The organism is Pseudomonas donghuensis, from assembly GCF_000696345.2.
Classification (GTDB): Bacteria; Pseudomonadota; Gammaproteobacteria; order Pseudomonadales; family Pseudomonadaceae; genus Aquipseudomonas; species Aquipseudomonas donghuensis.
Genome location: NZ_CP071706.1, coordinates 3600820 through 3627590, shown reverse-complemented (window position 1 = coordinate 3627590; position 26771 = coordinate 3600820). Strand labels below are relative to the sequence as shown.

26 protein-coding genes, 1 tRNA gene and 3 pseudogenes are annotated in these 26771 nt (G+C 61.3%); 16 read left to right on the top strand and 14 right to left on the bottom strand.

What is annotated here, in order from left to right; all coding sequences use genetic code 11:
* Nucleotides 1-37 precede the first annotated feature (37 nt).
* On the top strand, nucleotides 38-967 hold the full coding sequence (gene rarD, locus BV82_RS16880) for an EamA family transporter RarD (RefSeq protein WP_036996172.1): 930 nt from the start codon (nucleotides 38-40) through the stop codon (nucleotides 965-967).
* Here rarD and BV82_RS16875 read toward each other — a convergent pair.
* Together BV82_RS16875 and BV82_RS16870 are read right to left on the bottom strand one after the other, a co-directional pair.
* Nucleotides 931-1938, bottom strand: a complete 1008-nt coding sequence (locus tag BV82_RS16875; protein WP_036996171.1) for a GlxA family transcriptional regulator — start codon at nucleotides 1936-1938, stop codon at nucleotides 931-933. The two genes, rarD and BV82_RS16875, sit on opposite strands and share 37 nt — an antisense overlap.
* A gap of 81 nt (nucleotides 1939-2019) precedes the next feature.
* Entirely contained in the window at nucleotides 2020-3069 is a 1050-nt protein-coding gene (locus tag BV82_RS16870; RefSeq protein WP_036996170.1) for an MBL fold metallo-hydrolase, read from the bottom strand.
* 225 nt (nucleotides 3070-3294) lie between these two features.
* On the opposite strand from BV82_RS16870, the gene BV82_RS16865 reads away from it, so the two are divergent.
* The 5 genes and pseudogenes from BV82_RS16865 to BV82_RS16845 all read left to right on the top strand — a co-directional run.
* Nucleotides 3295-3555 (top strand): GNAT family N-acetyltransferase, encoded by a 261-nt coding sequence (locus BV82_RS16865; RefSeq protein ID WP_010226842.1) that lies wholly within the window; start codon nucleotides 3295-3297, stop codon nucleotides 3553-3555.
* Nucleotides 3552-4112: a hypothetical protein gene (locus tag BV82_RS16860; protein WP_036996167.1), complete on the top strand. Its 561-nt coding sequence runs from the start codon at nucleotides 3552-3554 to the stop codon at nucleotides 4110-4112. The genes BV82_RS16865 and BV82_RS16860 overlap by 4 nt, the downstream gene beginning before the upstream one ends.
* Nucleotides 4113-5277: 1165 nt before the next feature.
* Nucleotides 5278-5937 carry an HD domain-containing protein gene (locus BV82_RS16855; RefSeq protein ID WP_036996166.1) on the top strand — a complete coding sequence of 220 codons (660 nt, stop codon included), beginning with the start codon at nucleotides 5278-5280 and terminating at the stop codon, nucleotides 5935-5937.
* 60 nt (nucleotides 5938-5997) lie between these two features.
* Complete coding sequence (locus BV82_RS16850) at nucleotides 5998-6309, top strand: NIPSNAP family protein (protein WP_010224063.1); 312 nt, start codon at nucleotides 5998-6000, stop codon at nucleotides 6307-6309.
* Nucleotides 6309-7205 (top strand): annotated as a pseudogene (locus BV82_RS16845) (LysR family transcriptional regulator); the annotation flags it as partial. The gene BV82_RS16850 and the pseudogene BV82_RS16845, both read left to right, overlap by 1 nt.
* On the opposite strand, the pseudogene BV82_RS26750 reads toward BV82_RS16845, so the two are convergent.
* Nucleotides 7156-7269, bottom strand: a pseudogene (locus BV82_RS26750) (hypothetical protein); the annotation flags it as partial. The pseudogenes BV82_RS16845 and BV82_RS26750 overlap by 50 nt on opposite strands.
* A 62-nt stretch (nucleotides 7270-7331) precedes the next feature.
* A complete protein-coding gene (locus BV82_RS16840) occupies nucleotides 7332-7784 on the bottom strand; it encodes an Lrp/AsnC family transcriptional regulator (RefSeq protein WP_010224061.1) in 453 nt (150 codons plus the stop codon).
* A gap of 154 nt (nucleotides 7785-7938) precedes the next feature.
* On the opposite strand from BV82_RS16840, the gene BV82_RS16835 reads away from it, so the two are divergent.
* From BV82_RS16835 to BV82_RS16815, 5 genes are all read left to right on the top strand, one after another.
* Nucleotides 7939-8571, top strand: coding sequence for a LysE family translocator (locus BV82_RS16835; RefSeq protein WP_036996163.1), 633 nt, complete (start codon nucleotides 7939-7941; stop codon nucleotides 8569-8571).
* A gap of 105 nt (nucleotides 8572-8676) precedes the next feature.
* Nucleotides 8677-9774: a carboxynorspermidine decarboxylase gene (gene nspC, locus BV82_RS16830; RefSeq protein WP_010224056.1), complete on the top strand. Its 1098-nt coding sequence runs from the start codon at nucleotides 8677-8679 to the stop codon at nucleotides 9772-9774.
* Nucleotides 9775-9801: 27 nt separating this feature from the next.
* Complete coding sequence (locus BV82_RS16825) at nucleotides 9802-11037, top strand: saccharopine dehydrogenase family protein (RefSeq protein ID WP_036996162.1); 1236 nt, start codon at nucleotides 9802-9804, stop codon at nucleotides 11035-11037.
* 271 nt (nucleotides 11038-11308) lie between these two features.
* A tRNA-Gln gene (locus tag BV82_RS16820) sits at nucleotides 11309-11383 on the top strand.
* 167 nt (nucleotides 11384-11550) lie between these two features.
* The gene (locus BV82_RS16815; protein WP_036996159.1) at nucleotides 11551-12183 is read left to right on the top strand and encodes a LysE family translocator; all 633 of its coding nucleotides are present in this window, start codon (nucleotides 11551-11553) and stop codon (nucleotides 12181-12183) included.
* Nucleotides 12184-12192: 9 nt separating this feature from the next.
* Here BV82_RS16815 and BV82_RS16810 read toward each other — a convergent pair whose 3' ends face one another.
* The 10 genes and pseudogenes from BV82_RS16810 to BV82_RS16765 form a co-directional block, all read right to left on the bottom strand.
* Nucleotides 12193-12624, bottom strand: a complete 432-nt coding sequence (locus tag BV82_RS16810) for an MAPEG family protein (RefSeq protein WP_036996157.1) — start codon at nucleotides 12622-12624, stop codon at nucleotides 12193-12195.
* A 111-nt stretch (nucleotides 12625-12735) separates the two neighbouring features.
* Nucleotides 12736-15153: a glucose/quinate/shikimate family membrane-bound PQQ-dependent dehydrogenase gene (locus tag BV82_RS16805; RefSeq protein WP_036996156.1), complete on the bottom strand. Its 2418-nt coding sequence runs from the start codon at nucleotides 15151-15153 to the stop codon at nucleotides 12736-12738.
* A 149-nt stretch (nucleotides 15154-15302) separates the two neighbouring features.
* Nucleotides 15303-15935: pseudogene (locus BV82_RS16800) on the bottom strand (MFS transporter); the annotation flags it as partial.
* A gap of 70 nt (nucleotides 15936-16005) precedes the next feature.
* A complete protein-coding gene (locus tag BV82_RS16795) occupies nucleotides 16006-16338 on the bottom strand; it encodes a hypothetical protein (protein ID WP_010224044.1) in 333 nt (110 codons plus the stop codon).
* A gap of 356 nt (nucleotides 16339-16694) precedes the next feature.
* Nucleotides 16695-17093: a hypothetical protein gene (locus BV82_RS16790; protein ID WP_010224043.1), complete on the bottom strand. Its 399-nt coding sequence runs from the start codon at nucleotides 17091-17093 to the stop codon at nucleotides 16695-16697.
* Nucleotides 17090-18139 (bottom strand): hypothetical protein, encoded by a 1050-nt coding sequence (locus BV82_RS16785; RefSeq protein ID WP_010224042.1) that lies wholly within the window; start codon nucleotides 18137-18139, stop codon nucleotides 17090-17092. The genes BV82_RS16790 and BV82_RS16785 overlap by 4 nt, the downstream gene beginning before the upstream one ends.
* Nucleotides 18140-18280: 141 nt before the next feature.
* The gene (locus BV82_RS16780; RefSeq protein ID WP_010224041.1) at nucleotides 18281-18568 is read right to left on the bottom strand and encodes a barstar family protein; all 288 of its coding nucleotides are present in this window, start codon (nucleotides 18566-18568) and stop codon (nucleotides 18281-18283) included.
* Nucleotides 18565-18978 carry a hypothetical protein gene (locus BV82_RS16775; RefSeq protein ID WP_036996155.1) on the bottom strand — a complete coding sequence of 138 codons (414 nt, stop codon included), beginning with the start codon at nucleotides 18976-18978 and terminating at the stop codon, nucleotides 18565-18567. Before BV82_RS16775 ends, BV82_RS16780 begins: the two co-directional genes overlap by 4 nt.
* Nucleotides 18979-19252: 274 nt before the next feature.
* Complete coding sequence (locus BV82_RS16770) at nucleotides 19253-19651, bottom strand: hypothetical protein (RefSeq protein WP_010224038.1); 399 nt, start codon at nucleotides 19649-19651, stop codon at nucleotides 19253-19255.
* A 2-nt stretch (nucleotides 19652-19653) separates the two neighbouring features.
* Nucleotides 19654-20667 carry a hypothetical protein gene (locus BV82_RS16765; RefSeq protein ID WP_244993523.1) on the bottom strand — a complete coding sequence of 338 codons (1014 nt, stop codon included), beginning with the start codon at nucleotides 20665-20667 and terminating at the stop codon, nucleotides 19654-19656.
* Nucleotides 20668-21264: 597 nt separating this feature from the next.
* On the opposite strand from BV82_RS16765, the gene BV82_RS16760 reads away from it, so the two are divergent.
* From BV82_RS16760 to BV82_RS16740, 5 genes are all read left to right on the top strand, one after another.
* Nucleotides 21265-21864, top strand: coding sequence for a DUF1842 domain-containing protein (locus BV82_RS16760; protein WP_036996153.1), 600 nt, complete (start codon nucleotides 21265-21267; stop codon nucleotides 21862-21864).
* 19 nt (nucleotides 21865-21883) lie between these two features.
* On the top strand, nucleotides 21884-22363 hold the full coding sequence (locus tag BV82_RS16755; protein WP_010224032.1) for a DUF1842 domain-containing protein: 480 nt from the start codon (nucleotides 21884-21886) through the stop codon (nucleotides 22361-22363).
* 114 nt (nucleotides 22364-22477) lie between these two features.
* Nucleotides 22478-23308 (top strand): diaminopimelate epimerase, encoded by an 831-nt coding sequence (dapF, locus tag BV82_RS16750; protein WP_010224030.1) that lies wholly within the window; start codon nucleotides 22478-22480, stop codon nucleotides 23306-23308.
* A 121-nt stretch (nucleotides 23309-23429) separates the two neighbouring features.
* On the top strand, nucleotides 23430-25634 hold the full coding sequence (locus BV82_RS16745; RefSeq protein WP_036996152.1) for an OsmC domain/YcaO domain-containing protein: 2205 nt from the start codon (nucleotides 23430-23432) through the stop codon (nucleotides 25632-25634).
* 167 nt (nucleotides 25635-25801) lie between these two features.
* Entirely contained in the window at nucleotides 25802-26614 is an 813-nt protein-coding gene (locus BV82_RS16740) for a class I SAM-dependent methyltransferase (protein WP_010224026.1), read from the top strand.
* Nucleotides 26615-26771 lie beyond the last annotated feature (157 nt).

The window sequence follows — 26771 nt, the reverse complement described above, 5'->3', positions numbered from 1 at the left end:
TTATCACCCTCTGCTGACCCTGATTAAGGTATTTGCAATGACCGCGCATAACTCCACATTGGGCGTAGCGCTCAATGTCCTCGCCTCGGTGCTGTTCGCGGTGATGTACGCCTACACCAGCCTGCTCGCGCCCCTGGATGGCGCCGAAATCTATGGCTGGCGGATCCTGCTGACCGTGCCGTGCCTGACCCTGATGGTGGTCGCCAGCGGGCACTGGCCGCAAGTGCGGCGGATTTTTCAGCGGCTGTTCGAGGAGCGCGGGTTCTGGGCGATTCGCCTGGTTTCGGCGGCCTTGCTCGGCGTGCAGCTGTGGCTGTTCATGTGGGCACCGATCAATGGCTATGGCCTGGACGTGTCGCTGGGCTACTTCCTCATGCCGCTGGTCATGGTGATTGTCGGCCGCCTGGCGTTCAAGGATTCGATCAGCCGCCTGCAACTGCTGGCGTGTGCGTTGGCGGCGCTGGGCATCATCAACCAGATCGCCATCGCCAAGGCGATCTCCTGGCCGGTGCTGGTGGTGAGCCTGTGCTACCCGCTGTACTTCTGGCTGCGCCGGGTGACCGACAGCAACAACATGGGCGGGCTGTGGTTCGACATGAGCTTGAGCCTGCCGGTGAGCCTGTACTTCGTGCTCAAGGGTGGCGTGGTGCTCGGCCTTGCCGGGCTGGCCTCGAACCTGCCCTGGCTGGTGCTCGGCCTGGGCGCGATCAGTGCGGCGGCGCTGGGCTTGCAGGCGCTGTCGGCGCCGCGCCTGAACCTGACTCTGTTCGGCCTGCTGATCTATGTCGAGCCGGTGTTGCTGGTGGTCGCCGCGGTGCTGTTGGGCGACAGCATCGCCCCGGCGCAGTGGCCGACCTACCTGGCGATCTGGCTGGCGGTGCTGGTGCTGGTGGTGGAGGGCGGCTTGAGCCTGGGCGGCAACCGCCGCACTTACTCGCCGAGGCGCTGCTCGCGTGAAGGCGGGTAGCCAAAATAGGCGCAGTAGCACTTGCTGAAGTGCGAGACCGAAACAAAGCCGCAGGCAATCGCTACGTCCATCAGCGGCAGGTCGGAATACTGCAGCAGGCGCCGGCTCTTGGTGATGCGCAGCTCCATGTAGTAGCGGCTTGGCGAGGTGCCGAGCTGGGCCTGGAACAGGCGGTCGATTTGCCGGCGCGAACGGCCGCTGTAGGCGGCCAGCTGATCGAGGCTGAGGGTTTCTTCCAGGTTGCTTTCCATCAGCTCGACGATAGTGCGCAGGGGTGCGCTCATGGTTTTTTTCTGGCTGCTGTCGACCCGGCGAAAGCGCGCACTGGAAAACGCCAGGATTTCCTCGACACCCTCGGCCAGCGCTTCACCGTGTTGCCACTTGAGCAACGCCAGCATCATCTCCAGAGCGCCGTTGGGGCTGGCGGCGGTCAGGCGCTCGCGGTCGAGCACAAAGCTTGCCGGGGTGATGGTGCACTGCGGGCTGCGCTCGGCCAGGCTCGCCCGTTGTTCGGGGTGGATGGTGCAGTTGTAGCCTTCGAGCACGCCGGCGCGGCCAAGAAACCAGGCACCGTTCCACAACCCGCCGAGGGCCAGGTGGTGAGCGGCGGCATCGGTCAGCAGCTTGTCCAGCTGCGGGTACTTGAGCGGGGTACGCAAGCCGCCGCAGACGATCAGCATGTCGAGGTTGTCCAGGGCCGCGCGGTCGAGGTGCGCGGCATAGATCTCCAGGCCCAGGTCACTGGTCACCCGTTCGCTGTCCAGGGAAAACGGCGTGCTCAAATACAGATGGCTCTTGAGCAGGTTGGCCGTCACCAGCACATCCATGGCCACGGTAAAGCTGGCCATGGAGAAGTTCTCCAGCAGCAGGAAGCCCACCTGATAGGCTGGGGTAGAGGCCGCCTCGGGGTGTTTGAGATTAAGCATGTTGCTGGTGCTGGATTTCTTGCTGAACTGGCGTGGGGTGGGCAAGGTCGACTCCGCGAGGCATGGCGTGGCGTGGCCGAGTGTGCGTTCACAGGTTGCGAAACACAATATGGTGCGCACAGGGCGCTACTCGTGCGGTGGTAGCGGTACCTGGGAGAATGGCTCGGGTATGACCGGTGTGTAGTGAGGCATCTGCTTGAGCAACCCCTTGTAGCCTTGCAAGGGGATGGTCCGTGCTGGTTTTTTCGGGTCGCTGGCGAAGAAGTTTTCCCAATGCCCCAGCACCAGGGTACGCGGCTGGGTGATGCGCAGCAGGGCGGCAGGGTAGTTGTGCACCTGGTCCCAACTGGCGGCGCAGAGAATCTCGACATCGATGCGTTTGCCGTCGGCGATCAGCGGCGGGAAGCCCAGAGGCGGGGTGGCGGCGCTGTCCTGGTAATGGATGCGATACACCGGCTTGCCGTTTTCGTCGAGCAGGTCGATCAGCCAGGCCAGGGTTACCTCACCGAGCCGCCAGCCAAACAGGCTTTGGGGGAGCGTGCCGAGAGGGTGATCGTATTGTCCCTGAATGAAGTTGATGCCAAAGGCATGCCCGGCATGTTCGCTGTGGATCGGCATGGCGCGAATCATCCCGGGCGTTGGCCCTTGGGGCCGGGTGCCATCCTTGGCTGACTGGCCGTTGGAGTAGAACCAGGTGCCGCGACGGCTGGGCTGGTAGGGGTTGGCAATCTCGTCTGCTACCAGCACCTTGATTCGGCGGGCATCAACCTTGCCGGCATGAAGGATATGACCGACGGTTTGCGAGCCGTAGACCGTCGCCTTGGGGGTATGGATGTGCATGACCCTGGGGACATCGAGCAAATGGTCGTAGTGGGCATGCCCGACCAGGAGCATTTTCACGTCGCGGGCGCTTGGCATCAACGCGTCGATGCGTTGCGGGTTGGCCTTGACCCGTAACGGCGGCAGGCCACGGATACCCAGGCCGCCGGGGTTGGAAAACGACGGCGCGAGCAACACGCCTTCGCCTTTCCAGTGGACCAGCCAGCCACCGACGCCCAGGTAGTGCAGCGTGGGTTCAGGTAGCGATTGCTGGTTGCTCACGATCAAATGCCGGGAGCCCGGCAGGTAAGTGCAGGCCGAGATCATCAGGGGCAGGGCGAGCAGCAGCCAGCGCATGAGGTCACCTCGCAAGCGTGATGAAGGGCACACCCACAGTTCAGTCGAGCACTTGGCAAATTGCCATTGCCGGGTGATGTGGCGGATGAACGGCAGGGTGGGTACATTTGATGTTTTATCGGCAGCAAGCGCCGGGCGGTTCGCAACCCCGCGCTTGCTTGCCCGCGAACTTTCTCGTCAGGACCCCGGCCCTGACTGCCATCCTCAGTGACCCCGAAGTCATGGGTGGAGCAGGCCAGCCTGGGTTATCGTCTGGCCACGCGCTTTTGGCGTCAGGGGCTCGCTAGCGAAGCGGTGCGGGGCGTGCTGGAGTATGTATTCAGCCAGCAACAGCAGCCTGCCGTCATTGCAATCATCGAGTCTGCAAACGTCGCCTCCTTGCGTGTGGCGCAAAAAGCCGGTTTCAATACCTTCGATACCGTGCAGTTCCACGGGCGGCCCGTACGTGTGTACCGGCTGACGCATCAGGACTGGAAGGCGCCATGACCAGCAGACACCTCGACCCGTTGCGCCAGGCCATCCGCCAACGGCCGGTCTCGCCACCTCCAGCACCCTGGAAGCGGACAGGCCAGTTCACCGTCGCCGGCCTGCTGGAAATCGGTTTTGACCGAGACAGCGAGCGGCTGTTGGTGGCTTCAAGCTCCGGCCGCAGTGTGATCGACTGTCGCACCGGCGAGAAGATCGCTCGCGACCGTACTGACAACCTGGGCAGCGACCATTACCTGGAAACCCGCGGTATTGGCCCGCTGCACGACCGGGTGATCCGCATGGCCGGCATTCAGGGCGGTGGCCTGCCGATCAGCACCAGCGATGGCTGGGTGGTGGAGAACATCACCCTGGCCTGGCCCGAGCAGTACCTGCTGCTGGTCGAACCGGGGTCCTGGCTGCATGGCGCGCGTTACAACCGGCCCTGGCAGTTTCATACCCTGGCGATCGAGACCGACGTACGCGCGTTCGGGTTCTCCTATACCGGCATGAGCCTGGTGCTTGCCACCAGTGGCGAGCTGGTGATTTATGGGCGCTCCGCAACCCTTCGCGGATAAATCCGCACACAAGCTTGGCGCAGAACCTGTAGACGCGGGCTTGACCCGCGATACAGGTGTTGCCTGGATTGCGACCGCTACGCGCTCGATCGCGGGCAAGACCCGCTCCCACAAGTCCGGCGTACACAGATCCACTGTGGGAGCTGGCTTGCCAGCGATGAGGCCGGTACAGCCAGCACATCAGGTGGTGCCTGGATTACGACTGCTGCGCGCTCGATCGCTGGCAAGGCCAGCGCCCACAAGTCCGGCGTACACAGATCCACTGTGGGAGCTGGCTTGCCAGCGATGAGGCCAGTACAGCCAGCACATCAGATGGTGTCTGGATTACGACCGCTACGCGCTCGATCGCTGGCAAGGCCAGCTCCCACAAGTCCGGCGTACACAGATCCACTGTGGGAGCTGGCTTGCCAGCGATGGGGCCGGTCCAGCCAGCACATCAGTGTTGCCTGAATTACGACCGCTACGCGCTCGATCGCTGGCAAGGCCAGCTCCCACAAGTCCGGCGTACACAGATCCACTGTGGGAGCTGGCTTGCCAGCGATGGGGCCGGTACAGCCAGCACATCAGGTGGTGCCTGGATTACGACCGCTGCGCGCTCGATCGCTGGCAAGGCCAGCTCCCACAAGTCCGGCGTACACAGATCCACTGTGGGAGCTGGCTTGCCAGCGATGGGGCCGGTACAGCCAGCACATCAGGTGGTGCCTGGATTACGACCGCTGCGCGCTCGATCGCTGGCAAGGCCAGCTCCCACAAGTCCGGCGTACACAGATCCACTGTGGGAGCTGGCTTGCCAGCGATGAGGCCGGTACAGCCAGCACATCAGGTGGTGCCTGGATTACGACCGCTGCGCGCTCGATCGCTGGCAAGGCCAGCTCCCACAAGTCCGGCGTACACAGATCCACTGTGGGAGCTGGCTTGCCAGCGATGGGGCCGGTCCAGCCAGCACATCAGTGTTGCCTGAATTACGACCGCTACGCGCTCGATCGCTGGCAAGGCCAGCTCCCACAAGTCCGGCGTACGCAGATCCACTGTGGGAGCTGGCTTGCCAGCGATGGGGCCGGTACAGTCTGCACATCTGGGATGGCCTGGATGACGAGCGCGAAGCGGTCGCAATCCAGGCGATGCTGGCGTATTTTCGATTGCCCAGTCCAAGAATCCGCTCATGATGCCCGCCCAACCGTTCCACCCCTGCCAGGCCCTCGCCGACCTTTTGTTGCCGCACTTGCCTGCGGACAACGGCGATGGCTCCCACGACCTGGCCCACATCCACCGGGTCTGGACCAACGCCCGAACCCTCCAGGCCAAGGAGGGCGGCGACCTGCAGATCCTGTTGGCCGCCGCCTTGCTGCACGATTGCGTTGCGGTCGAAAAAAATTCTCCGCTACGCGCCAAGGCGTCGACGCTGTCCGCAGACAGGGCTACAACGCTGTTGGCCGAACTCGGCTGGCCTGCCGAGCGCATCAGCGCCGTGGCCCACGCCATCGCCACCCACAGTTTTTCTGCCGGCTTGCAGCCTGAAACCCTTGAGGCAAAAATTCTTCAGGACAGCGACCGCCTGGACGCCATCGGCATGGTCGGCGTGGCCCGTTGTTTTTACGTCGGCGGGCGCATGGGCTCTGCGCTATACGACTTCAACAACCCCACCGCGGCAGGGCGTGATTACCAGGATCGCCAGTTCAGCCTCGAACATTTCCATACCAAGCTGCTGAAACTGGCCTCGGGTTTTCAGACCGGGGAGGGCGCACGCCTGGCCGCCGAGCGGCATCGGCGCCTGGAGCTGTTCGTTGAAGGCTTCATGGACGAGATTGCCGGCCCTCAAGAGTGATGCGGGCAGCGGTGGATTCGTGCATTCTCGGCTGCCGAACAATCTGAGCGAGAGCCACCGATGATCACCTGCTACCTGCGCTACGTCCTCGACCCCTACAAACTCGCCGAGTTCGAGCATTACGGCAAACTCTGGATACCGCTGGTGGAGCGCTTCGGCGGCCAGCACCACGGCTACTTCCTGCCCTCCGAAGGCGCCAACAATATCGCCCTGGCGATGTTCAGCTTTCCAAGCCTTGCCGAGTACGAACGCTACCGCCAGGACTCGATGAACGACCCTGAGTGCCTGGCCGCCTTCCAGTACGCCCAGGACACCCGGTGCATCATTAGCTATGAGCGCTCGTTTTTCCGTCCGGTATTCGGTCAGGACTGATGAGCACGCTTTTTGATCTTGAGCTGTTCGTGCGCGTGGCCGACGAGGGCAGTTTGTCTGCTGCCGCGCGCAGCCTGGACATCACCCCGGCGGCCGCCAGCCTTGCGCTCAAGCGTCTGGAAACGCGCCTGCAGGTCCGCCTGTTTGCCCGTTCCACCCGCCAGCAACGGCTGACCGACGAAGGCCGTCGTTACCTCGACAGCGTGCGCCTTGCCCTCGGGGCCCTGGCTGAGGGAGAGCAGGCCCTGCGCGAACAGTCCCTGGCGATGGGCGGCCTGTTGCAACTGGCGGCACCGTCGGATTTTGGTCGCAGTGTGCTGCTGGCTTGGCTGGACGAGTTCAAGCGCGAGTTCCCGCGGGTGCAGCTGCAGTTGCTGCTCAATGACCAGGCCAGTGACCTGTACCGCGAACCGGTCGACGTCGCCTTGCGCTTTGGCGTGCCTGCCGACTCCGACATGGTCGCCTTGCCGATTCTGCTCGATCACCACCGTGTTGCCTGTGCCAGCCCCGAGTATCTGGCCCGCCATGGCACACCTTCGACGCCCCAGGACCTGACCCGCCATCAGTGCGTGATCTATCAGCGCAACGGGCGACCTTACGACCTGTGGCGTTTTGCGCGCGGCAGTGAAGTGAGCGAAGTACGGGTGCAGGGCGAGTATCGCTGCGACGACGGTGAGGTCGCCCGGCGCTGGGCCCTGGCCGGGCATGGTGTGGCGTACAAGGCCTGGCTGGACGTGGCCGCGGACGTCGAAGCCGGGCGCCTGCTGCCGCTGCTGGGCGAGTGGCAGGGCGAGCACGTTCCGGTGTACCTGATGTGCCCGCATCGGGCGCAGGTGACCGAGCGGGTCAAAGCGCTGCAGGCCTTTTTGCAAACACATTCAGCCAGGCTGAAGCGACCAGCAGCAACGCCAACAGTTGATTGAAGCGCCGCAATCGCGCACTACCGACGCCCAACAGGGCGTGGGCATGCACGACCCTAACCCGTTTGCGCGACGGGGGTTTAGAGCAATTGTGCGCTCGGCTCACATCGGCAACGGGCGGTTGTCGATAACCCGCTTCATCACCAGGGTCGAGGTCAGGCGCTGGACATTGGGCAGTGCCGACAGCTGCTCATCGTACAGCTGCTGAAAGGCGGGAAGGTCGCGGCTGACCACCTGCAGCAGGTAGTCCGGATCACCAAACAGCCGCTGCGCCTCGACGATCTGGGGTATCTCCTGCAGCGCCGCTTCAAAGGCGCTCACCGCCTGGCGATCACCTTCGCGCAAGGTCACGAACACCATCGCCGAGAAGTTCAGCCCCAGGGCTCCCGGTGCCAGTTGCGCGCGGTAGCCCTGGATCACCCCGGATTGCTCCAGGGCACGCAGCCGACGGTGGCAGGGCGACAGGCTCAAACCCACCCGGTCGGCCAGTTCGGTCACCGACAGGCGTCCGTCGTTTTGCAGTTCAGCAAGAATCTTGCGGTCAATCCTGTCCATTGAGAAGAACCTTTCTCCAGGGGCGGTCAAGGCTGGAATATTCGAAAGATAATCCTACCAGCTTTTCTCTAATCTCCCTCCGAACTCCACATCCGGACTGAGAGAGCACGATGCAGACAACAAACTTCCAGGCGCAGCCCCAGGCGGTGCAGCCATGACCTTGAACATGCTGGCCGCTTTCTGGGCGGTATCCTTGTTGTTCGTGATCACCCCGGGCGTGGACTGGGCTTATGCCATTTCTGCCGGTATGCGCGGCCGGGTGGTGGTGCCTGCCGTGACCGGGCTGTTGCTCGGGCACCTGGCGGCAATCCTGGTGGTCGCCGCCGGGGTTGGCGGGCTGGTGGCGAGCAACCCCATGGCCCTGACGCTGCTGACGGTGGCGGGTTCGGCTTACCTGCTGTGGCTGGGCGTGAACATGCTCATCCATCCTTCGGTACCACAAGCCGGGCAGGCACAGGCGTCGGCCTCCTGGGCACGCTGGACACTCAAAGGCGCTTGCGTCAGCGGTTTGAACCCCAAGGTGTTTCTGCTGTTTCTGGCCTTGTTGCCACAATTCACCGACGCCATGGCCGCTTGGCCTGTGCCGGTACAGGTCATCACCCTGGGCCTGGTCCATGCCTTCAGTTGCGCGGTGGTCTATCTGCTGGTGGGCTTTGGCTCGCAGGCGGTGCTGCAGGCACGGCCCACGGCGGCGAAAGTGGTCAGCCGGGTGTCGGGGCTGGCGATGATCCTGATTGCCGCGGTTTTGCTCGTCGAACAGTGGCTCGGCCACCTGCGAATGCTCTGAATTTGACCGCTGATCAAGGGAAAAGCGCTTTTGCTCTTTCGACTTGGGACAAGGGAAGGCACAATGCGTGTCCTTTTTTTGGCCGGCCTGGCCGGGGGCCTCGAAATGATCAAAACGCCGTACTACCTCATCGATAAAACCAAGCTGCTGCGCAACATGGAAAAAATCGCCTACGTGCGCGAGCAGTCCGGGGCCAAGGCCCTGCTGGCACTCAAGTGCTTCGCCACCTGGTCGGTGTTCGACCTGATGCAGCAGTACATGGACGGCACTACTTCGTCGTCGCTGTACGAGCTCAAGCTCGGCCGCCAGAAGTTCGCCGGCGAGACCCACGCCTACAGTGTGGCCTGGGCCGATGATGAAATCGAAGAGATGCTCGACAACTGCGACAAGATCATCTTCAACTCCATCGGCCAGCTGCAACGCTTTGCCGATGCCTCTGAAGGCAAGGTCCGCGGCCTGCGCGTCAACCCGCAGGTGAGCAGCTCCGACTACCTGCTGGCCGACCCGGCGCGCCCGTTCAGCCGCCTGGGCGAGTGGGACCCGGTGAAGGTCGAAGAAGTCATCGAGAAGATCTCCGGCTTCATGTTCCACAACAACTGCGAGAACAGCGACTTCGACCTGTTCGACCAGATGCTCGGGACCATCGAAGAGCGCTTCGGCCACCTGCTGTACAAGGTCGAGTGGGTCAGCCTCGGCGGCGGCATCCACTTCACCGGGGAAGGCTATGCACTCGACGCCTTCTGCGCGCGCCTGAAAGCGTTCTCCGAGAAGTACGGCGTGCAGGTTTACCTGGAGCCGGGCGAAGCGGCGATCACCCAGAGCGCCTCGCTGGAAGTGACCGTGCTCGACACCCTCTACAATGGCAAGCACCTGGCCGTGGTCGACAGCTCGATCGAAGCGCACATGCTCGACCTGCTGATCTACCGCCTGAACGCCAAGCTGGCGCCAAGCGAGGGCGAACACACCTACATGGTATGCGGCAAATCCTGCCTTGCCGGGGACATTTTCGGCGAATACCAATTCGATCGTCCGCTGGCCATCGGCGATCGGCTGTCGTTTGTTGACGCAGCGGGTTACACCATGGTCAAGAAAAACTGGTTCAACGGCTTGAAAATGCCGTCCATCGTAGTGAAACAACTCGACGGTAGTGTCGAGCTGGTTCGTGAATTCGGGTTCGAAGACTACTTGTCCAGCCTGTCGTAAGCTGGCAGTAAAGGAGAGAAAGAGAAATTGAAGAAGAACGTTCTTATCATTGGTGCAGGAGGTGTCGCCAAGGTGGTGGCCCACAAGTGCGCGCAGCACAACGACGAACTCGGTCGTATTGCTATCGCGTCGCGCAACATCTCCAAATGCCAGGCCATCATCGACAGCGTCAAGGCCAAGGGTAGCCTCAAGCAACCTGCAGAGATCAAGGCCTTCTCGTTGAATGCGCTGGACGTCGAAGCGACCAAAGCGCTGATCCGCGAAACCGAATCGCAAATCGTCATCAACGTCGGTTCCGCTTTCCTCAACATGTCGGTGCTACGTGCCTGCATCGATACCGGCGTGGCCTACCTGGACACCGCCATTCACGAAGAACCGGGCAAGATCTGCGAGACGCCGCCCTGGTATGGCAACTACGAGTGGAAACACCTCGAGGAATGCCAACAAAAGAACGTTACCGCCATTCTTGGCGTGGGCTTCGATCCGGGCGTGGTCAACGCCTATGCGGCCCTGGCCAAGCAACAGTATTTCGACAGCATTGATTCGATCGACATTCTCGACGTCAATGCCGGATCCCATGGCAAGTACTTTGCCACCAACTTCGACCCGGAAATCAACTTCCGCGAGTTCACCGGGCAGGTGTGGAGCTGGCAGAACAGCCAGTGGACCAGCAACACCATGTTCGAAGTCAAGCGCACCGACGACCTGCCGGTAGTCGGTTCGCAGAACCTGTACCTGACCGGCCATGACGAAGTGCACTCGCTGTCGAAGAACCTCGACGTGCCGAACGTGCGTTTCTGGATGAGCTTCGGCGAGCACTACATCAACGTCTTCACCGTGCTGAAGAACCTTGGCCTGCTTTCCGAGCAACCGGTCAAGACCGCCGAAGGCCTGGAAGTGGTGCCGCTTAAAGTGGTCAAGGCCGTGCTGCCCGATCCTGCCTCGCTGGCGCCGGGTTACACCGGCAAGACCTGCATCGGCGACCTGGTCAAAGGCACCAAGGACGGCCAGCCGCGCGAAGTGTTCATCTACAACGTAGCTGATCACGAGGAGGCCTACGCCGAAACCGATAGCCAGGGCATTTCCTACACCGCAGGCGTGCCGCCAGTCGCCGCAGCGCTGCTGGTTGCCCGTGGCGAGTGGGACGTGCAGCGCATGGTCAACGTCGAGGAGCTGCCTGCCGAGCCGTTCCTCAAGGCGCTGGACGTGATGGGCTTGCCGACTCGGGTTAAAGACGAGAACGGCGACCGTCCGTGGAACTGAGTTCCACGCGGCGGTAAAACACCGGCTGCGCCAGGTTGTGCGCAGCTGGTGAACGGTCGAGGCGCCGATCTGGCGCCTCGATTCAGAGTAAGTGGCTGTTTTAACAACAATTTGTGTAGTCAGGGGCTTCCCATGCACAACAAAGTTTGATAAATTGCCGACCATTCTTGCAACGGCCCTCACGGGGCTGGCAGCGTAGGCCCGCAACGTCTCAGGTTGCACCACGTTGCATCATCGCAAGCGAGTGCCAGGCACTCATCGCTACAGCTACAGGGGCGTCGCCAAGCGGTAAGGCAGCAGGTTTTGATCCTGCCATGCGTTGGTTCGAATCCAGCCGCCCCTGCCATTTTCTCGTTGTACCTTCCCTCTTTTTAAGTCCCTGCACATCAGGTGTTGCCTGAGTTGCGAGCGCCTTGCGCTCGATCGCTGGCAAGCCAGCTCCCACAGTGATTGCCACGCCAGTGCACCTCCTGTCATTGTTGCACCTGTTCCCCTTTGGCAAGGACTGCCCACATGGCACTGCACCTCTGGCTCACCTTTTCCCTGGCATACCTGCTGACCTCCCTGATCCCCGGCCCCAACGTACTGCTGACTGTGCGCAATGCCTTGCGCCATGGCCCGGCAGGCATGGGCGTGACCTTGTTCGGCAACCTGCTGGCGCAACTGCTGGTCATCAGTGCGGTGGCCTGGGGCGTGGGGGCGATGTTGCTGGCGTTGCCGACGGCGTTCCTGGCCTTGAAAGTGGTAGGCGCGGGGTACCTGATCTACCTCGGTGCACACCAGCTGTTTGCGCGCAAATCGGTTTCGACTGCTGCCGCCGAAGTCGCCGTGCCAGCAGCACAATCGAAATGGCGGATCGGTACTGAAGCCTTCCTGGTCTCGGCCAGCAACCCGAAAACCCTGATCTTCTTCTGCGCCTTCCTGCCGCAGTTCCTCGACCATGCCCGGCCGATCGCCGAGCAGTTCACGGTCATGTACCTGACCAGCACCGTCATCGTTTGCGGCGTGCATTCGTTCTACAGCTTCAGTGCCATGCACTTTCGCAAACACGTGAACGCCTCGCGCGTGGTTGCCGCACTCAAGCGTGCAACGGGCGCCTTGTTCATCGGCCTGGGGGGGCGCTTGTTGAGTGCCAAGGCGGTATAAGGCAGCGGACTAGAAATGTCGCACGGCGCCCATGCTGACCATCGCCGCCAACCCCAGCAGGCAGGTGATTGCCACGGCATAGGCGATCGTGCGCCACGGTTGCCAGCGTGCCAGGAAGGTCAGGGTGTGCACCATGCGTGCGACGGTAAACAGCACCATCAGCCCGGCCGTGAGCATGAACGGCGGGTTGAATACCAGGCACAACGCGCCCAACACAAAAAACAGCGGGATGTTCTCCAGGTCATTGGCCCAGGCCTGGGCCGCGCGGAGGACTTGCGGCAACTCCTCGGGGCTCGCCGGGCGGCCGACAAAACCAGCATCTTCGGGGTGCTTGAAGGTCAGGCGGCTGATGCGATAGAAGCCCTGATAGCAAGAGATCGCCAGCATCTTCACAAACAGCGCGACCACGCAAAGGGCGTAGATGCAGAGGAGCGAGTTCATCTTCATTCCTTGAAAACAGGGGGCGCGATCATCGCCCAGATTACGCTGGTGCGTATATGCAAAAATGCCCGCTCCAGGTAGGAGCGGGCTTGTCCCGCGATTGGGGGCGATTTACGGCAAGGCGTATGCCACCACATAGTCGCCACGATCAGTCGACTGGCGCGCACCACCGGCAGTGATCACCACATACTGCTTGCCGGTTTTCGGCGACACATAGGTCATCGGGCCACCCTGGCTGCCTACTGGCAGGCGGGCTTTCCAGATTTCTTCACCATTGGCGCTGTTGAAGGCGCGCAGGTAGAAGTCCTGGGTGCCGGCAATGAACACCAGGCCGCCCTGGGTCGACAGGGTGCCGCCGAGGGTCGGCAGGCCAACCTTGATCGGCAGGTGCATGCGGATACCCAGTGGGCCGGTGTCTTCAACGGTGCCGACCGGCACTTGCCAGGCCACCTTCTGGGTCTTCATGTCGATGGCGGTGAGGGTGCCGAACGGCGGCGCCTGGCACGGAATGCCAGCCACCGACAGGAAGCGGTTCTTGTTCACCGCATAGGGCGTGCCCTTGAGCGGGACCGCGCCCATGCCGGTGTTCAGCGCTTCCCCACCGGAGGCGGCCTGGGCCTTGTTCTGCGACGGGATCATCTGAATCCACAGGCCCAGGCGCATGTCGTTGACGAAGATAAAACCATGCACCGGGTCGGTGGAGATACTGCCCCAGTTCATGCCGCCCAGCGAGCCCGGGAAGCTCAGCGCCAGGTCGGTGCCGGGCGCTGTGTAAAGGCCGTCATAGCGCATCTTCTTGAAGTCGATGCGGCACAATAGCTGGTCATACGGGGTGGCGCCCCACATGTCCGACTCGGTCAGTTGCTGGGCACCGATCTGCGGCATGCCCACCGATTTTGGCTGGGTTGGCGAGTACGGCTCGTTGGGGATGTTGCCCGGCTTGACCGGGGTTTCCAGTACCTCGGTCAGCGGCTTGCCGGTGGCACGGTCGAGCACGTAGATCTGCCCGGCCTTGGTACCGATGACCACGGCCGGCACCGACTGGCCATCGGCCTTGGTGAAGTCGATCAGGCTCGGCTGCATCGGCAGGTCGAAGTCCCAGAGGTCATTGTGCACGGTCTGGTACACCCACTTCTCTGCGCCGCTGGTTGCGTCCAGGGCCAGCACCGAAGCGCCGTACTTGTGGTTCAGCTCGGTACGCTCGACGCCGTAGAGGTCGGTGGACGAGCTGCCCATCGGCAGGAACACGGTGTTCATCGCCGGGTCGTAGGACATCGGCGCCCAGCTGTTGGGGGTACTGCGCACGTAGGTGCTGTCGCCAGTCGGGGCATTGCGGTCTTCAGGATTGCCCGGGTCGAAGGCCCAGCGCATCTGCCCGCTGATGACGTCAAAGCCACGGATCACGCCACCTGGCATGTCGGTCTGGACGTTGTCGGCAACCCGACCACCGACCACCACCGTGGTGCCGGCCATCAGCGGCGCCGAGGAGAGCTGGTAGAAGGCGTCCGGGACATTGCCCAGGCCGGCCTTGAGGTCAACCTGGCCGTTGCTGCCAAAGCCCTGGCAGAACTCACCGGTATCGGCGTCGACTGCGATCAGGCGGGCGTCGATGGTGTTGGTCAGCAAGCGGCGCTGGCAGTTGGCACCGGCCGGCACGCTGGCGGCGATGATTGGCGAGCTGTTTGCCTGGGTCGGCTGGGCGATCGGTGCGCTGGCATCGAAGTAGGCCATGCCGCGGCAACGCTGCCAGACTGCCGACTTGGCGTTGATCTCGTTCTTCCACAGCGCTTTGCCGGTGTCGGCATCGAGGGCGATCAGGTTGTTGTGCGGGGTGCAGATGAACACCTTGTTGCCGACCTGCAGCGGCGTCAGCTGGTCCTCGGCGCCGTTGCCGTCGCTGATGGCCACGTCACCGGTGTGGTAGGTCCAGGCCACTTTCAGTTTGTCGACGTTGGCGCGGTTGATCTGGTCGAGTGCGGCGAAACGGCTGCCGCCTTCGGTATTGCCGTAGTGAGCCCAGTCCTTCTGCGCCTTGGCCGGGTCGACCGCGGTCAGGCCCGGGCCGTCACCGCTTGGGGCAACGCTTGGGTGGGCGACGAACATATTGCCGGCCGCCACCGCCAGGGCAATTGCCAGCACAGCGGCCAAGCCGTAGGCGCCACGGCCAGGCGTAGCGCCAGCAGCATGCTTGAGCAGCGGATAGACCAGCGCCACCGCCAGCCCCATCGCGCTGAACATGAACAGGCGCGAGAACAGCGGCCAGAACACCAGGCCGACATCGGCCACGGCCCAGATCGCGGTACCGACCAGGAAGGCGGCGAACAGCCAGGCGCCGGCCAGTTTTCGGCGGGCGATCAGCAGGCCGGAAATGGCCATCAGCAAACCGCCGACCAGGAAGTACCAGGAACCACCCAGGCTGACCAGCTTCACGCCACCGGCGGCGAGCGCAAGGCCGAGCAGGGCGATGATCACCCCCAGGCCAACCAGGATGAATGTTGAGGCGCCAGATACGCGCGGTGTCTGTGTCATATCGAAGAAAACTCGAAGGGGGGGAGTGGTCGAATTTTATACCCTTAGCAAGCTAATTAACAAGTTAGTACATAATTCGCTCGGGTTGGCACTGTGCCGGGAAACAGCTGAAACGCCCTCTCCCACAGGGGAGAGGGTGGGTATCAGACTTAGGTATGAGTGATGTCGCGGTCCTTGGTTTCCGGCAGGAAGAAGGTGCCAAGGATCGCCGTCATCACCGCGATGACGATCGGGTACCATAGCCCGTAGTAGATATCGCCGGTGGCGGCGACCATGGCGAAGGCCACGGTCGGCAGGAAGCCGCCGAACCAGCCGTAGACCATGGTCACGCAGATCACCAGGATGGTCAGCAGCAAGACTATCGGGTAGTTGGTCTTGGCCGGGTCGGCTTTTTCCGGGTAGCCAGCGTCCTTGAGGGCGGTGCCCGGGGTGGCGATGAAGGCGTCGTTCTGGGCTTTGAAGTCGGCGGCCGGCATGCCGGTGCCTTCAAAGCTCTGGATCACCGTGTCGCCGATGCGGATCTGCGCGACGGTGCCGGGATCAGCGTTCTCGTTGCTGTAGGGGATGGCTTTTTTCGCCAGCACGCTCTTGGCCAGGTCGCACGAACTGGTGAATTTGGCCTTGCCCTCGGCCTTCATCTTCTGGAACACCGGCGATTCGCTCAGTTGCAGGCGGATGTACACCGAGACGATCAGCAGCAGGATCGACAGCAGGATCGACAGCAGGAACGGAATCCGCCAGCCCCAGGCCTCGGTGCCGAGGATAGTGCGGCAGGCGAGGATGCCGCCATGAGTCTTCTCCATCTTGTGCTTGTAGGCCGGAGTTCCCACTATCCTTAATCGGCAAAGCCACTCACTCAACGATCATCCGGCGCCTGAGGGTTGGCGGCAATCTATCCATCTTGTCTGCATCGAGGTGGCCCCTGCGTACATGAAGCTGTGGCCAGATCACCACGCCGCAGGCCGACCATACCAAGTAACAACGCGACTTGAAGCTTGCAGTGCCCCATAGGTTCTTCTGGCGCTCGAACCAGGGGTTGCCTTGAATTGCCTCAATCAAAAGGTCGAAATCACGGCTCAAGGCGACGCAGGCATTCATCGCCATTGCAGATAACATCAACAGAAAAGGCGTTAATAAGAAAACCAGTTGCACGCCGGGCATCCGGGTTCGAGGATCTTCCAGCATGGTCGTTTCCTGTGGGAGCCGGTCTTGCCGGCGATGAGGCCAGTCCAACCAGCACATCAGACGCTGACTGGATTACGACCGCTACGCGCTCGATCGCAGGCAAGCCAGCTCCCACGGGTCCGGCGTACTGATCCACTGTAGGAGCGGGCTTGACCCGCGATTGGGCCAGTCCAGTCAGCACATTAGGTGTTGCCTGAATTACGTCCAGGTCGGGTTACTGCGAAATCGAACAGCCGATGCGCACAGAACTCACCCAACACAACGGTTACTTCCAGGGCGAGATCATCGGCTCATTCCGCTCAAGGTTTGAGTCAGGATCGTCCTTCGATGGCCTTGCGGATGAGTGTTGGTTAGGGCTAAAACATGCCCAGTTTTATCAGGCCTATACCAACCATCAGCCAGGCGAATCCTACAATTGTCAACCAGGACGAAATGTACATTCGGCGTTTTAGGTAAGGTGGGAAATCTGCTACTTCCGCTGGGTCCAATACGCCTTTACGGATACCAAGGCGCGGTCTAAGCATTGCGCCGCAGACACTACCCACGACAAGCGTGCGTGACCTTACGCTGGTGATTCCCCACAAGTTGACTTGCTGATGAAGCCAGGGGCTATTTTCAAGGGCCTTGAGCATGACCTTGAAATGTCGGCTACAAGCGAGATGGACGCCAATGCCTAAGCCAGACAAACAAAATACGAAGGGGGCCAACCCCAAAGCAATTTGAGCCTCCAGCGGCCAGGCTTTCAGGTCCATCATAGACGAGCCTCGTAGATCATCTCTCCCATTCGTTCTCCAAACAGACCGCCTCCATAACCGCCTATGAGTGAGCCTGTACCAACAATAACTATGACGCAAACGGCGGCTCCCAACGGCCCGAAAGCAACGCAAACGGAAAGCGCTGCTTGTGTTCCGAAGTAAGCACCAACTGCTCCACCAGCAAGCCCCCCGGCGAAACTACCCGTCGCGGTAAACCTGACTTTTCTGCACTCATCCGTCTCCCCAACCCGACAAGCATCCCGGACCGTCAACCACGACGCCGTCCCTCCCAACCCAATCCCGACATACCCGCCATACTTGAGATACTTGGCCGTCTTCGCCACCTGGTCCAGATGCGTCGCATACCCCGGAATCTGCCCAGCCCCGCCAGCCCGGCTCCAGTGGTGCACCAGGCTGCGAGTCGAAATCCCCAGGTTCTTGCGCAAGCTGTCGTAGCTCCCCAGGTTCATCTGCTTGTTCAGGAAAGCACTCTTGAGCTGCGCATCAAGCTGCAAGTACAGCCGCCGGCGGGCATTGAAGAAGTCCGGGCTGTTCAACCTGCCGCTGCGGCTGAACTCGCGCTGATGCAATTGCTCAATACTGCGCAAGGTCGCTTCGACCTGGCGCAAGCCCTTTTCCAGCATGTCCTTGCCAACGCCCATGGCCTGGCTCGCGCCTGCGGACAGCCCGGCAATCTCGGCCTGATGGCGCATCATGAAATTGGCTTCCTCAGCACTCAGTGCAGCCAGGCTTTCGCGCACCTGCGCCGCAGCCGTCATCAGCTCGGCCTCCTCACGGGTGCAGGCACTGGTGATGTCCGGGTCACCAACGACAAAGATTTCCCCCGCCTTGAAGCCACTGGCAAAGGTCGGGTTGAGCCGCTGTAGTCGAGCGATCAGTTGAGGCCCTTGTTGTGCCGTCAGCAAGGCCAGCACCTGGGCACCGGTCATGCTGTGCGGCACGATGTAGAAGCCAGGCTGCAAAGTACCGCTGGTGGCGGTCATCGCAGGCGGAGGGGGAAAAACGGCAGATGGCGTCCTTGTCATGCGCAGGTTCCTTGGGCAAAGAGGCCCGGAACCTAGCACTGGCATTCACGGCTTAACGCACCGCTGGACGGAATGGGAAGCGTCCCACAGTAAAATCGGATTCATCGCCCTGTGGAGCTGGCTTGCCGGCGATGGCCTGGTTCACTCGAACAGCACTTCAGCCGCCATTTGCGGATACTCGGCCTGCAGAGTGGCCAGGCATTTTTGCATCAGCTCGGCGTCCCTCGGCAACTGCCTGGAAAAAGTGTCCCAGCCACTGAGCTTCAACTGTCGAGGCATCTGCACAAGCCCGGTAATCGCATCCCAGAAGGCATCCCAGTTACAGCCATACCAATCGGGAAAGCCGAGGGCGTCCCTCAACAGGCAATGCAGCTCCTTGGCGCTTGTCACCTTGCTCAGATCAATCCCTACAACCTGCAGGCGACTCAATTGAAATGCCCCAGATAGGTGAGTATGGCTGTGCTTTGCGGTTGCCGTGGATGCGATCCACCCGGCGAACGCCGATCCCCATAGATCGCGTTGTCGCCGACGATGATGAAGTGACTGAAACCGTCCAGAGACCGGGAACACAGCAGCGCTTTCTGCGCCTCGTTGGCCACCAGGCTCTGCACATACTCCAGCGATTCATCCAGCTCGACAAAGTCCGAATCCATGAAGAATTCAAGCTCCTGGGCCAGACGCCAGGTGGGATTGCGTGCCTCCCACGCCTGGTACTCGTCTGCGCTTGCCTCGGCCGACGGCTCGGGTCGCCACTGCTCGAAGGCGAACAGCTGAGCATGGGCTTCGCTCTCGAAGGTGGCGGCGAAGAGGTGGAAGGGGTAGTAGGTTGGATCATCCATAATCGGCCTTGCTGAGTGTCCTGAACGGGGCTGCAGGTTACCAGTGATCAAGGGTTAATTTTTGCCGAGTTCGCAGGTGTAGATTGGTCCGGGACCTCCCAGGGATTACGACCGCTATGCGCTCGATCGCAGGCAAGCCTGCTCCCACAGGTCCGGCGTACACAGATCCACTGTAGGAGCGGGCTTGACCCGCGATGGGGCCAGTCCAGCCAGCACGTCAGTTGTCGCCTGGATTACGTCCTTTGCGTGCTTGATTGACTGCTGCACGGTGGTTTCAATACTTGCTCGCCTGCACCAGCCCAGCGCCAATCATTAACCAGACAAAGCCAATGACTGTCAGCCAGACTGACCAAAGCATTCGGCGTTTGAGGGGGAGGGGGAAGCGGCGGAATTCTTCAGCATCAAGCAATCCTCTTCGTATATGCAGATGCGGACAGATCAATACTCCCGCCGCTGAGTAAACCAAATTCCAACGCGACGTAAAGCTGGATGTTCCCTGCGAGCGCTTCTGCGACTCAAACCAGGGGTTGCTCTGAATTGCCGAAATAAGCACAAGGAAATCGCGGCTACAAGCGATATACGCACTCATCATCAACCCGGTCAAACCGACCAGAAAAGGGGAGAGGCCGAAGATAATTTTGATTCCTAATGGCCAACTGTCGATACTGATCATTCCTACGCCTCATAGATCAAGTCACCCACCCACTCCCCGAATGCTCCGCCCGCGATACCCCCGACAAGCGACCCACCCCCGACCAGAACAATCCCACAAACCGGTACACCTAATCCGCCACTCGCTACGGCAAACACACCACATAGAGCAGTAGCGGCAACGAATCCGGCTTTGGCACCGTACGTTCCACCGATAAGCCCCCCGGCAAAGCTACCCGTCGCGGTAAACCGGATCCTTTTGCATTCATCCGTCTCCCCAACCCGACATGCATCCCGCACCGTCAACCACGACGCCGTCCCACCCAACCCGATCCCGACGTACCCTCCATACTTAAGATACTTCGCCGTCTTCGCCACCTGGTCCAAATGCATAGCGTACCCGGGAATCTGCCCGGCCCCGCCGGCCCGGTTCCAGTGGTGCACCAGGCTACGCGTCGAAATGCCCAGGCCCTTGCGCAAGCTGTCGTAGCTCCCCAGGTTCAGCTGCTTGTTCAGGAAGGCACTCTTGAGCTGCGCATCAAGCTGCAAGTGCAGCCGTCGGCGGGCGTTGAAGAAGTCTGCGCTGTTCAACTTGCCGCTGCGGCTGAATTCGCGTTGATGCAATTGCTCGATACTGCGCAACGTTGCTTCGACCTGGCGCAGGCCCTTTTCCAGCATGTCCTTGCCGCCCCCCATGGCCTGGCTCGCACCCGCGGACAGCCCGGCAATCTCGGCCTGATGGCGCATCATGAAATTGGCCTCTTCAGCACTGAGTGCAGCCAGGCTTTCGCGCACCTGCGCCGCAGCCGTCATCAGATCGGCCTCTTCACGCGTGCAGGCATTGCCAATGTCCGGGTCAGCAATGACGAAGATTTCCCCCGCCTTGAAGCCACTGGCAAAGGTCGGGTTAAGTCGCTGTAATCGAGCGATCAACTGAGGCCCCTGTTCTGCCGTCAGCAGGGCCAGCACCTGGGCACCGGTCATGCTGCGCGGCACGATGTAGAAGCCTGGCTGCAACGTGCCGCTTGCGGCGGTCATCGCAGGAGGTCGGGGGAAAACGGGGGATGGCGTCCTTGTCATGCGCAGGTTCCTTGGGCAATGAAGCCCGGAACCTAGCACTGGTGTTTACGGCTTAACGCACCGCTGGACGGAATCGGAATCGTCCCACGGCAAAATCGGGTTGATCCAATACGCCTAGAATGTCTGGCCAAGAACCCTTTGGGTGCTGGCGTGCCAGCGATGGCCACGTTCACTCGAACACCAATCAGCAGCCAGCTGCGGATACTCAACCTGCAGTTTGCGTTTTTCAGGGGCCCGCTCAACCACCCGTCGGGCATAACGCACTTTTGCCACTACCCCCTGGCCAGTCCGGTTTTCCCTGCTTAACTGATCAGGGCTGCCAGGCAGGCAGCTATGCGCCCAGGGAGGGTTCCATACCCGTTGCACCTCGGCAAACCGTGCCTATTTGGGCATGGCTGTGCCGGACCGCAGCGTCTTCTGCGCAGGCAATCTGCGCGTGACGCCATCGTGGAGGTCGCAACGCCGTTCGCCTGCATCCAACTGCGCGCCAAGGAAGTCGCCCGCCAGAAACAGCCCACGCGCTTGTTTCCACTCATTGATTGCAATGGAGGCACCATGACTGACTCAGTACAAGCACCCGTGATAGGACTGTTCCCACTGTCCTATGTTATCGGCACCGAAGCGCCCGGCGCTCAGCGCCTGGTTCTCGACCTGCTGGTGCACCCGGCCGATCGCACCCTGCGCGGCACCGCTCAGATTACCCAGTCCAGCAATCCGCCGCTGGACCTGCACCTGGATGTGTGGGGTACCTACAGCTACCAGCTGTTCCTGCCGCCGAGCCCGAGCAGCATCCTCATCACCCTGCAGGGCAACCATGGCGGCCCTACTGCCAACTCGCCGGTTATCTTCAGCCTGCACCTGGCGGTCGGCACGGACTGGCAAAAAGGCCAGGCCGGCTACCGTTACCTGAACAGCCAGGGGCAATGGATTGTGGTCGAGGCGCCGGCACACCGGGAAGACACCCGCATCAAGGCCTTCGGTGACCTCGATATCCCAACGCTGTTGCACGCCGCCACCCTGGAGGCGGCGATTGCCACTGGCGATCTCGCCCACCTCAAGGCCCTGGCCGCCGGTGATGCGGGCGCTGCCCTGAACACCGCCATTGATTCGACCAAGAGCGCTTCCGGCAAAGCTGGCAAATCCAGCCGCGCCTGAACAGACAAGGAGTCGCACCATGCCTGCAATTGGACTGTTCCATACCCGCCTCAACGTCCGCACCGGTCTGCTCGGTGCGCCGGTCCTGACCCTCGATCTGCTGGTCAACACCGTGCAGAAGAAGATCACCGGCGTGGCCAGCATCTTCGCGGCCACTTACCCTCCGCTGAACTTCCACGCCGACGTGTGGGGGGACTATTCCGACCTCAAGCTTGGCCTCAAAGGTGAGGGCCATATCGTCCTCAACCTGACCGGCAGCCCGAGCGGCCCGTTCAGCACCCTGGAGCAGACCTTCCATCTGCACGGGATTCTCAGTGCCAACTGGGCTCGCGGTACCGCCAGCTATCGCTACCTGCCGCTGGATGGCAGGCCATGGCAGGTGGTGCCGCATGCCAGCGTGCGCCAGGCGCCGACTGAAACTCACCAGGCCCAGAAGGACGTCAGCGAACATAGCCGCAATCGCTTGCAGGCGGCGATTGATCAGCTGAAAAGCGCTTAAACACGTGTGGGAGGAGGGCAGCCCGGGGTGACCGGGCTGTCTTGCCTACCCTTGCAAAGGCTGTAGGAATTAGGCTAGATCGAGGCATAGGTGTCTCGTTGCCAGGGTCGATCCATGCCGCTGATTTTTCACAAGATGCACGCCAATGGCGACGACTTCGTTATCGTCGATGCGCGCAACGCCTCCAACCCCATCACCAGCACGCTCGCTCGGCGGCTGGGTGATCGCGTCAGCGGCATCGGCTTCAATCAACTTGCAGTGGTGCTTGATTGCCAAGAAGCTGATGCGCGACTGATGTTCTGGAATGCCGATGGCTCCACGCTGGACGTTTGCGGCAGCGCAACGCGGGGTGCTGCGCACAGGCTGATGAGCGAAGCGAACACCCGTTCGATAACGCTGCACACCAACCGTGGCTTACTGACGTGCGAACGAACAGCAACCGGCGCCATTTCAGTCAGTATGGGAGTGCCGTTGTTCGGCTCGGCGGATGTTCCGCTGGCTACGCACCTGGATACGGCTGTGTTGCCGCTGGCTGGTGGGCCTATCGCCTGCAGTATGGGCAACCCCCACTGCACCTATTTTGTCGATGATCTGGCGGCTGTTGATGTAGCGGCCATTGGGCCGACCATTGAAACCCACCCGCTGTTCCCCCTCCGGACCAACGTGCATTTCGTTCAGGTCATCGACCGAAGCCACATCCGCTTGCGCATCTGGGAGCGCTGGGGCGGCATTCCATTGGGCTCGGGGTCGTGTTCCTGTGGTGCGGTGGTCAACGGTATCCGTCGCGGCCTGCTCGACCCTTGCGTTGAGGTGGCGTGCGATGGCGGGACGGTGACCGTGCAATGGGATGGCGTGGGCCCGGTGTTTCTCACCGGTCCGGTGGCGTTGAGCTATTCGGGCGAAGTTGTCGATGACCTGTTACAGCCAGGCTCCGGCGGCGAATAACACGCCAGCGCACGGCGTAACGCCTGGCGGGTTTGCCCGAGTATTTGCGCCCGGCACAAGACTTCCCGGCGAAAACCCGGATAATGGCCGCCAAATCGTTTTGCTCGTATGGTATTCCCGCATGGAAATCAAGGTTAACTTTCTCGACAACCTTCGACTTGAAGCCAAGTTCGATGACTTCACGGTGGTGGCCGATCAACCGATCCGCTACAAGGGCGATGGCTCGGCACCGGGGCCGTTCGATTACTTTCTGGCTTCGTCGGCCCTGTGCGCGGCGTACTTCGTAAAGCTGTACTGCCAGACCCGCGATATTCCCACCGATAATATCCGCCTGTCGCAAAACAACATTGTCGATCCGGAAAACCGCTACAAGCAGATCTTCAAGATCCAGGTCGAGCTGCCGGCCGATATCAGCGAGAAGGACCGCCAGGGCATCCTGCGCTCGATCGACCGTTGCACGGTGAAAAAAGTGGTGCAGACCGGCCCCGAGTTTGTCATCGAAGAGGTAGAAAACCTCGATGCCAACGCCCAGGCCTTGCTGATGCTCGACCCGGCCTCGGACACCAGCACCTATATCGTCGGCAAGGACCTGCCGCTGGAGCAGACCATTGCCAACATGTCGGGGATTCTCGCCGGCCTGGGCATGAAGATCGAGATCGCCTCGTGGCGCAACATCGTGCCCAATGTCTGGTCGCTGCACATTCGCGATGCGCAGTCGCCGATGTGCTTCACCAATGGCAAGGGCGCAACCAAAGAGGGCGCGCTGGCCTCGGCGCTGGGCGAGTTCATCGAGCGGCTCAACTGCAACTTCTTCTACAACGATCAGTTCTGGGGCGAAGACATCGCCAACGCCGACTTCGTCCATTACCCGGACGAGCGCTGGTTCAAGCCCGGGCGTAAAGATGCGCTGCCGGTGGAGATTCTCGACGAGTACTGCCGCGAGATTTACAACCCCGATGGCGAGCTGCTTGGCTCGCACCTGTACGACACCAACTCCGGCAACATCGAGCGTGGTATCTGCTCGCTGCCGTTCGTGCGCCAGTCCGACGGTGAGGTGGTGTATTTCCCCTCCAACCTGATCGAGAACCTGTACCTGAGCAACGGCATGAGCGCCGGTAACACCCTGGCTGAAGCCCAGGTGCAATGCCTGTCGGAGATCTTCGAACGGGCGGTCAAGCGTGAAATCCTCGAAGGCGAGCTGGCATTGCCGGATGTGCCACAGGACGTACTGGCCAAGTACCCGGGAATTCTTGCCGGCATACAGGGCCTGGAAGAGCAGGGCTTCCCGGTGCTGGTCAAGGATGCATCGCTGGGCGGTGCCTTCCCGGTGATGTGCGTGACCTTGATGAACCCGCGCACCGGCGGCGTGTTTGCCTCGTTCGGCGCGCACCCAAGCTTTGAAGTGGCGCTGGAACGCAGCCTGACCGAATTGCTCCAGGGCCGCAGTTTCGAAGGCCTGAACGACCTGCCGCAACCGACTTTCGAAAGCCATGCGGTGACCGAGCCAAACAACTTTGTCGAACACTTCATCGACTCCAGCGGTGTGGTGTCGTGGCGCTTCTTCAGTGCCAAGGCAGACTTCGAATTCGTCGAGTGGGACTTCGCGGCCGAGGGTGAAAACGCCAACGTCGAAGAAGCCGCGGCGCTGTTCGGCATTCTCGAAGACATGGGCAAAGAAGTGTACATGGCGGTGTACGAGCACCTGGGCGCCACCGCTTGCCGCATCCTGGTGCCGGACTATTCGGAAATCTATCCGGTCGACGACCTGATCTGGGACAACACCAACAAGGCGCTGTTTTTCCGCGAAGACATCCTCAACCTGCACCGCCTGGATGATGAGCAGCTGCACGCGTTGGTCGAGCGTCTGGAAGAAAGCGAGCTGGATGATTACACCGACATCACCACCTTGATCGGCGTCGAGTTTGACGACAACACCGTCTGGGGGCAGTTGACCATCCTCGAGTTGAAGCTGCTGATCCACCTCGCGCTGCAGCAGTTTGAGCCGGCAAAAGAGCTGGTCGAAACCTTCCTGCAGTACAACGACAACACCGTTGAGCGCGGCCTGTTCTATCAGGCGCTGAATGTGGTGCTTGAGGTGGCGCTGGATGACGAGCTGGAACTGGCCGATTACGAAGTCAACTTCCGCCGCATGTTCGGCAACCCGCGCATGGACGCGGTGCTTGGCTCGGTGGATGGCAGTGTGCGCTTCCATGGCCTGACGCCGACCAGCCTGAAACTCGAAGGGCTTGATCGCCACCTGCGCCTGATCGACAGCTATAAGAAGTTGCACGCGGCCCGGGCCAAGGTAGCGAACCTGTCCCGTTAAATCGCGCTAACAAAAAAAAGCACCTTCGGGTGCTTTTTTTGTGTTTATTCGCCCGGGTTATAGCCATGTAGCCAACGGTTCTTGCCACCGAAACAGCAGCCCTTGCCGGATGAAGGGGTTAGCGTTTAGCTGAACGCTCGTGTGTACAACCTCATCAGGTGCAGACCATGAGCACACCCCTGGATTTGAATGCATTGAAGGCACGCCAGCAGGCGGCGTGGGCCAGTGGCGATTACGCGGTGATCGGTACGACCTTGCAACTGGTTGGCGAATGTTTGGCTGAGGCCTGCGACTTGCGCTGGGATGAAAAGGTCCTGGATGTTGCGGCCGGCAACGGTAATGCCACCCTGGCCGCCGCACGCCGTGGTTGCCAGGTGACCTCCACCGATTACGTACCCGAGTTGCTCAAACGAGGTGAGGAGCGCGCCCGGGCTGAGCGGTTGAACGTAACCTTTCAAGTCGCCGATGTCGAAGCCTTGCCGTTCCAGGACGGCACCTTCGATGCCGTGTTGTCGACCTTCGGTGTGATGTTCGCCCCCGACCAGGCACAAGCGGCGAAGGAGCTGGGCCGCGTGTGCCGTTCGGGTGGGCGCATTGGCCTGGCCAACTGGACCCCGCAAGGGTTTGTCGGGCAGATGTTCAAGACCCTCGGCCGCCACGTGCCGCCGCCTGTCGGCGCGCAACCGCCGTCACGCTGGGGTGATGAAGAGCAATTGCACAACCTGTTCGGCGATAACATAGGTGCGATCAAAGTCAGCCGCCAGCATTTCAATTTTCGCTATCGCTCGCCAGCGCATTTCATCGAGGTGTTCAGGACCTGGTACGGGCCGGTGCACAAGGCATTTGCGTCGTTGGAAGGTGACCAGGCCAGCGCGCTGGAGCGCGATCTGACGCAGTTGCTCAATGATAACAATGTGGCGGGGGACGCGTCGCTGGTGGTGCCCAGCGAGTACCTGGAGATCGTCATCACTCGCCGTTGAAGTACCTGCATCATCAACGTTGTGAGCGCCGGTATGTCGAGTGCCCGCTATGCCGTACGAGGTTTGTAGTCGCAATGGATCTACAGGCTCTCAGTCTCATTTCGGTGGATGTCAAAGCCGCATTGTTTTAATGCGTCTTTGACCCTATCGACAACAT